Consider the following 6,043-nt stretch of genomic DNA (forward strand, 5'->3'; position numbering starts at 1 on the left):
CTTGAAAACCGTTGACTGTAACAGGTCCGGGGGTTCGAATCCCTCTTTCTCCGCAGAAAAGGTCTTCCATCAGAAGACCTTTTTTTATTTATATCCACAATTTCTTTCCCCTCTAGATTCTAAAACCAATTCAAACCAGTTACTTTCAGATCTACTCCTCTATTATTTCCCATTTATTTTCCAGTAACTTTTCGAGCTGCACTATTTCATTCTGATACATTGTTTTCTTTCTTGTTCCAAAGTAAAGTGTATTTTCTAAAGGAACACTTCCCTCCCATATCAGTTTTATCTTTCCCGAAGCGATGGCTTCTGCACACAGGAAGTCGGGCACTACAGAAAAACCTTTTCCATTACTTAAACAGCGAATAATAGAGCTGATATTCGGGACAATAAAGTTTGGACTAAAGTCAGGATGTTCACCAAAATGACGCAACCAAAAGTTTTTCAAATGTTCCATGTCGGCAGCGGTGCTATACCAAAGTTGTTGCTTTAATAAGGCAGAAACATCTTTAATCTTATTCGAAGCCAAAAGGCGTTCCACTTCAGACGTATCTGTTTTTTTACCTGCAATTAATACAATCCTTTCTTTAGAGAAGGGTTGATACTGTAAATTTTGTTGGTTGCCTTTCTGCGGAGTAATAATCAAATCCAAAAGACCATTGTCCAAATCATGCTGCATTTGATGATATTCGCCAAATTTAATGATAAGGTTGAACGGCAAACTAGCTATATGTTCTTCCAATGTATACTGAAATGTTTCAAAACACATGCCTACACTAATGGTGGCACGTTCTTCCTGCGAACGCTTGTGAAAATGTTGCTCGGCAGTTTCCATTTTTTTCAATGGATCCAGTACATAATTGTACAAGATTTTTCCTTTTTCTGTGGGCACCATTTTTCTGGCCAAACGGTCAAATAGCTTATAGCCGGTAAACGCCTCTAAAGAATTCAGGTGTAAACTCACACCTGGCTGAGAAATAAACAATTCTTGTGCGGCAGCAGATAAGGTTCCTGTTTCATATATAGCTTTAAAAGTACGAAGCCACTCTAAATTCCATCGCATATCTATAATTTTTATTATACAAATATACAATTTAAGTTATTTGTGTAATACTAAAAAGTAATAGAAATTTGCAGTATCAATAATTGAAATTATAGAAATGAAAAAAATATTTATAATAAATAGCGGTCAAATCTTTGCACACTCAGGCGGTTTGTTTAATCAAATGCTTACCAACTGGACAAAAGAAACTTTATTAAAAAACGGATTTGATGTACGGATTACCGATATCAATGACGACTTTAATGCCTTTACAGAAGTAGAAAACTTCAAATGGGCTGATATCATTATTTATCATACTCCTATATGGTGGTTTCAGGTACCCAACCGTTTGAAAAAATATATTGACGAGGTTTTTACAGCAGGACACCAAAACGGGATGTATGCCAATGACGGTAGAAGCCGCAAAAATCCGGCAATTAACTACGGAACCGGAGGATTGATGCAGGGTAAAAGATATATGGTAACTACGAGCTGGAATGCACCTGATACGGCCTTCACATTGCCAGGGGAGTTTTTCGACCAGCACTCTGTAGATGAAGGCGTCTTATTTGGTTTTCATAAAATGAACCAGTTTGTAGGCATGCAAAGAATCAATGGTTTTCATTTTCACGATTTAGAAAAAAATGCTACCGAAGAGCGAATAGAAAACTATCGTCAGGAGTATATCAGTCACCTTCAGGAAGTTATTATAATCGAAAAACAAGTTGCATAAGTATTCACTGAATTATATAATTAACAATATAGAACAATGGAATATAGAAAATTAGGAAATACAGATTTGGAATTATCTGCCATCACTTATGGTGCCTTTGCTATTGGCGGAAGTATGTGGGGCGGAAACGAGAAAAAGGACTCTATCGCATCAATAAAAGCATCCATAGAGCATGGCATCACCACACTAGACACCGCTCCATTCTATGGTTTTGGGTTGAGTGAAGCAATGATCGGCGAAGCCATCAAAGGTTATGATAGAAACAAAATTCAATTGCTAACCAAATTTGGATTGGTATGGGACGGAAGTAATAATGGTAAAGGTGATTTTTTCTTCGATGCAGAAAACTCAGGTAAGCTAGTTCCGGTATATAAGTATGCTTCTAAGATTAGCGTAATTAAAGAAGTAGAGGAAAGCCTGAAGCGCCTGCAGACAGATTATATAGATTTACTACAGATTCACTGGCCGGATAATACTACTCAGATTTCCGAGACTATGGAAGCCTTGGAAATACTTCGGCAACAAGGGAAAATCCGTGAAGCAGGTGTAAGTAATTATGACGTAACACAAGTTACAGAAGCCAGAAAAACGCTCAATATAGCCAGTAATCAGGTGAGTTACAGCATGCTTAACCGTAGCATCGAACAAGATTTGGTTCCTTATGCATTAAAGAATGCTTTGGGAATTATTGCTTACAGTCCGATGGAACGGGGACTGCTGACAGGTAAATATTTCGGGAACGCTAAATTGAAAGATAACGATCACAGAAACGGCTATTTCCAGCAGTTTAACCTTAAAAAAGTACAGGATTTCCTCACCAGTATTTTACCAATTGCACTGGATAAAGGTGTTACACTTCCTCAACTGGTATTACGCTGGACCAGTTTACAGCCGGCTATTACCGTAGTTTTAGCCGGAGCCAGAAATGCAGAGCAAGCAATTGGCAATGCAAAATCTATGGATCTTAATCTTAGTAATGAAGAGCTATCATATATAAACACAGAACTTTCAAAAGTATAAGTGTTAATGCAAAATCTAAAGCCTTCTCTGTTTTGTCGGACTAAAACAGAGAAGGCTTTTTTATGATATTTTTTCCCCGAATTAAGTTGCTAAAAAGTCGATAAGATCTTTATTCAATCTGTCTTTATGCGTAACGTTTAAGCCATGCGGTCCGTCATCATATACTTCATATTTCGCCTGCGGCATTAATTTGGCAGCCTGATCTCCGGCTGTAGCAACAGGTACGGTTTGATCTGCCTTTCCATGAATTATCAATACAGGTACTTTTACAGAAGCACATTCACTTCTAAAATCTGTATCCATCCACGCTTTTGCTGCTTTCACAGTCGCTACAGACGAAGCGTGAGCGGCTACTGAAAAATCAAAATCCAACTGTTCCTCACTTACACTCTTATTAAGCAGACCTACATTATAAAAGTTCTTATGAAAACCCTTTAGAAAATGCAATCTGTCTTCCTTTAAGTTTGTATAAATTTCATCCAACTTATCTTGAGGTACTCCATCCGGATTGTCTGGTTTTTGTTTAACTAATGGAATAATAGAACTTATTAAAGCAATTTTAGAAATATTAGAATCACCATATTTGCTGATATATCGTATAACCTCTCCGCCACCCATAGAAAATCCTACCAGTATTACCTTTTCCAGATTTAATGAAGTAACAAGATCATGAAGGTCTTCGGCAAGAGAATCATAATCGTAATTATCCCATGTCGAATCAGACTTGCCAAACCCTCTTCGATCGTAAGCTATACACCTATATCCCGCTTCTACTATTGCAGGTATTTGAAATTCCCACGATTGCAGACTTAAAGGCCAACCGTGTATGAGCACAACAGGTTGCCCTTGTCCATAATCAACGTAATTGATCTTGTAATTTTGTTTTTCAATTTTAGGCATGACAATATCTTTAAGGTTTTAAAAAAGAATATTTTTAAAAACCTAACAGCTACAAGCATTGTACCATAAAAGAATACGCCCTTAGATGGCAATGATTTCTATTAATCATAATTTTAAAGAGAGATTATCCGTTCTAAATCAATTTCATTTAAAAATGATTGGTCATGGGAAACTACAATTAAAGTACCCTGATATTCTTTTATTGCAGAAGTAAGAATCTCTACATTCCTGATATCCAAATTATTTGTGGGTTCATCCAAAACTATCATATCCGGTGCAATGTTTTGGATGTTTAAGCAACAAAGTAATAATCTCATTTTTTCACCACCACTCAGTACGCTGCAAGGTTTATCCCAGTCATGTTTATCAAAAAGAAATCTGTTCAGTCTCGTTTTAATCTCATGTTCTTGTAATGAAGAGATGTTATATCTTTGAGCTTGCTGATAAATATTAAGATTATCATTAATTAAAGAATAATCCTGATCAATGTAAATAGAACTAAAACTGACTTTGTTTACTGTTCCTTCCGTAGGTTTAATATGACCAAAAATCATTCTGATAAGCGTAGTCTTACCCGATCCGTTGGCACCCTTCAACAATATTTTTTCGCCGCTTACAATCTTAAAATTCAGCACATCAGGCCACAGGCTTTTTTATTGATAGGTATAATTAACATCATTTGCAGTAAATAATGTCTTGCCCCTGTGTAAGCCCGAATTATCGAATCCAAATTTCATTTGATCCGTATCTGGTAAAGAAGAACGCAGGGTATTTAACTCTTTAGACAAGGAATCTATTTTTTCGGTGTGCACTGTTTTAAGCTTCGAGGTGCTGTTTTCCGCTTTGTTTCTTAAGGTATTCATCATGATTCTTGCCACACCTGCTTTTTCCTGTTTCTGCTTACCCCTATTATCTAACTTTTGTTGACGTTCTACTGTTTCCCTCTCCTTTTCCCTGGCTTGCTTAAATGCTCTTTCCTTATTTTTCAGGTTTTGGTTTAAGGTGTCCAGTTCATGCGCTTTTTGGTCGGAGTAGAATGCGTAGTTTCCTCCATAAACATTTATACCTTTTGCACTTAATTCACAAACCGTATCTAAAAGATTTAAAAGAGTTCTATCGTGGCTGACAATAACCATGGTGCTTTGAGAAGACTGAATAAACTTGTAAAGTTTGCTTCTGGAATCTATATCAAGATGATTACTGGGTTCGTCCAATAATATAACAGAAGGTTTGTGAATAGTTAATCCGGCAAGAAAAACCTTGGTTTTTTGTCCGCCACTTAGCGAACCTATCTTCTGGTTTAGGTCTAGCGATAACAAATCCCAATATTTAAGCGCTTCTTTACAACGGTCTTCAATAGTCCAGTCGTCGTTAAGTATATCCAAATACTCATCGGTAGCATTACCTTTCAGAATCTCTTGTAATGCATTGATTTTTTTGTGAACACGCAAGGCTTCGGCTACCGTAACATGATTATACTGCCCATAAATCTGGGGAATATGGTAAACATCCGCATCAACCGAGATTTGTCCTGTTGAAGGGAATACTTCTCCTGCTATAATTTTTAATAAAGTAGACTTTCCGACACCATTATTGCCTATAAGCGCTATTTTTTGTTTTGAATTTACTACGAGCTGAACATTGCTGAATAATAAATCTTTATTCGGATGTATATACGATAAGTTGTGGATGGTAATCATAAATAATTTCTTTTTAAAAGTTAAAACCAATAACCAGCTAATTCTTAAAAGCCGGTCTTATTTTAATTCTGAAAGAAATTACCTATTACATTATTGTAGTTTGTGATGATTGATTACAAAGGTAAAAAAGTTTGTGGCAGAAGACAAATAAAAAAAGCAGCACTAAGGCTGCTTTTAAATTAGATCATTTATATTAGAAAGAATATCCTACTGAAATTGAGAATACTTTGTGTTTATATTTTAAATCATTTTCTCTCAAATCTTTAGGAATATTATTAGCCAAACCAAGGCCATAACCTGCATTAAAAAGCAAACCGCTATTTAATCTATAACCTAACATGAAATTTAATCCAAAGTCCATTGGAGCTATATCGTCATCTTCTGAATTTCCAAATTTAACATCCTCATTCATAGATTCAAATTCTGGGGCATTACTTTCAACCTTTTCCTTTCCAAATAGGCCAAAAGACGCGTAAGGACCTGCACCTATGAAAACATTCCCGTCTCCTGCAGGTAAGTGTAGAACTGCATTCAATGGAATTTCCAGATAACCTAAATTAACCTTATCTGTAAACGAGATACCTTCATCCTCTACATCCACTTTATACCCCTTACCTTGAAAAGATAATCCAGGCTGAAAAGAAAATT

General features: G+C 36.1%; 7 protein-coding genes. 2 read left to right on the forward strand and 5 right to left on the reverse strand.

Features of this window, described 5'->3' with window-relative positions; all coding sequences use genetic code 11:
• Positions 1-151: 151 nt before the first annotated feature.
• Positions 152-1,063 carry a LysR family transcriptional regulator gene (locus tag ABWO41_RS14470; RefSeq protein WP_353139513.1) on the reverse strand — a complete coding sequence of 304 codons (912 nt, stop codon included), beginning with the start codon at positions 1,061-1,063 and terminating at the stop codon, positions 152-154.
• Positions 1,064-1,160: 97 nt separating this feature from the next.
• Here ABWO41_RS14470 and ABWO41_RS14475 point away from each other — a divergent pair, with 97 nt between their 5' ends.
• Both ABWO41_RS14475 and ABWO41_RS14480 read left to right on the forward strand, forming a co-directional pair.
• On the forward strand, positions 1,161-1,775 hold the full coding sequence (locus tag ABWO41_RS14475; RefSeq protein ID WP_353139516.1) for an NAD(P)H-dependent oxidoreductase: 615 nt from the start codon (positions 1,161-1,163) through the stop codon (positions 1,773-1,775).
• Between the two features lie 36 nt (positions 1,776-1,811).
• Positions 1,812-2,795 (forward strand): aldo/keto reductase, encoded by a 984-nt coding sequence (locus ABWO41_RS14480; RefSeq protein WP_353139519.1) that lies wholly within the window; start codon positions 1,812-1,814, stop codon positions 2,793-2,795.
• A gap of 81 nt (positions 2,796-2,876) precedes the next feature.
• On the opposite strand, the gene ABWO41_RS14485 is transcribed toward ABWO41_RS14480, so the two are convergent.
• From ABWO41_RS14485 to ABWO41_RS14500, 4 genes are all read right to left on the reverse strand, one after another.
• Positions 2,877-3,695: an alpha/beta fold hydrolase gene (locus ABWO41_RS14485; RefSeq protein WP_353139522.1), complete on the reverse strand. Its 819-nt coding sequence runs from the start codon at positions 3,693-3,695 to the stop codon at positions 2,877-2,879.
• Between the two features lie 113 nt (positions 3,696-3,808).
• A complete protein-coding gene (locus ABWO41_RS14490; protein ID WP_353139525.1) occupies positions 3,809-4,330 on the reverse strand; it encodes an ATP-binding cassette domain-containing protein in 522 nt (173 codons plus the stop codon).
• An 18-nt stretch (positions 4,331-4,348) separates the two neighbouring features.
• Positions 4,349-5,395 (reverse strand): ATP-binding cassette domain-containing protein, encoded by a 1,047-nt coding sequence (locus ABWO41_RS14495; RefSeq protein WP_353139528.1) that lies wholly within the window; start codon positions 5,393-5,395, stop codon positions 4,349-4,351.
• A gap of 193 nt (positions 5,396-5,588) precedes the next feature.
• On the reverse strand, positions 5,589-6,043 hold a 455-nt coding region (locus ABWO41_RS14500; RefSeq protein ID WP_353139531.1), incomplete at its 5' end, for a porin family protein.

Origin of the sequence: Pseudopedobacter sp. (genome assembly GCF_040392825.1) — a bacterium.
Classification (GTDB): domain Bacteria; phylum Bacteroidota; class Bacteroidia; order Sphingobacteriales; family Sphingobacteriaceae; genus Pseudopedobacter.

Excerpts from the sequence above, each read along its gene's own strand:
- ABWO41_RS14470 (WP_353139513.1), bottom strand. The coding sequence starts at position 1,063 with ATGCGATGGAATTTAGAGTGGCTTCGTACTTTTAAAGCTATATATGAA.
- ABWO41_RS14475 (WP_353139516.1), top strand. The coding sequence starts at position 1,161 with ATGAAAAAAATATTTATAATAAATAGCGGTCAAATCTTTGCACACTCA.
- ABWO41_RS14480 (WP_353139519.1), top strand. The coding sequence starts at position 1,812 with ATGGAATATAGAAAATTAGGAAATACAGATTTGGAATTATCTGCCATC.
- ABWO41_RS14485 (WP_353139522.1), bottom strand. The coding sequence starts at position 3,695 with ATGCCTAAAATTGAAAAACAAAATTACAAGATCAATTACGTTGATTAT.
- ABWO41_RS14495 (WP_353139528.1), bottom strand. The coding sequence starts at position 5,395 with ATGATTACCATCCACAACTTATCGTATATACATCCGAATAAAGATTTA.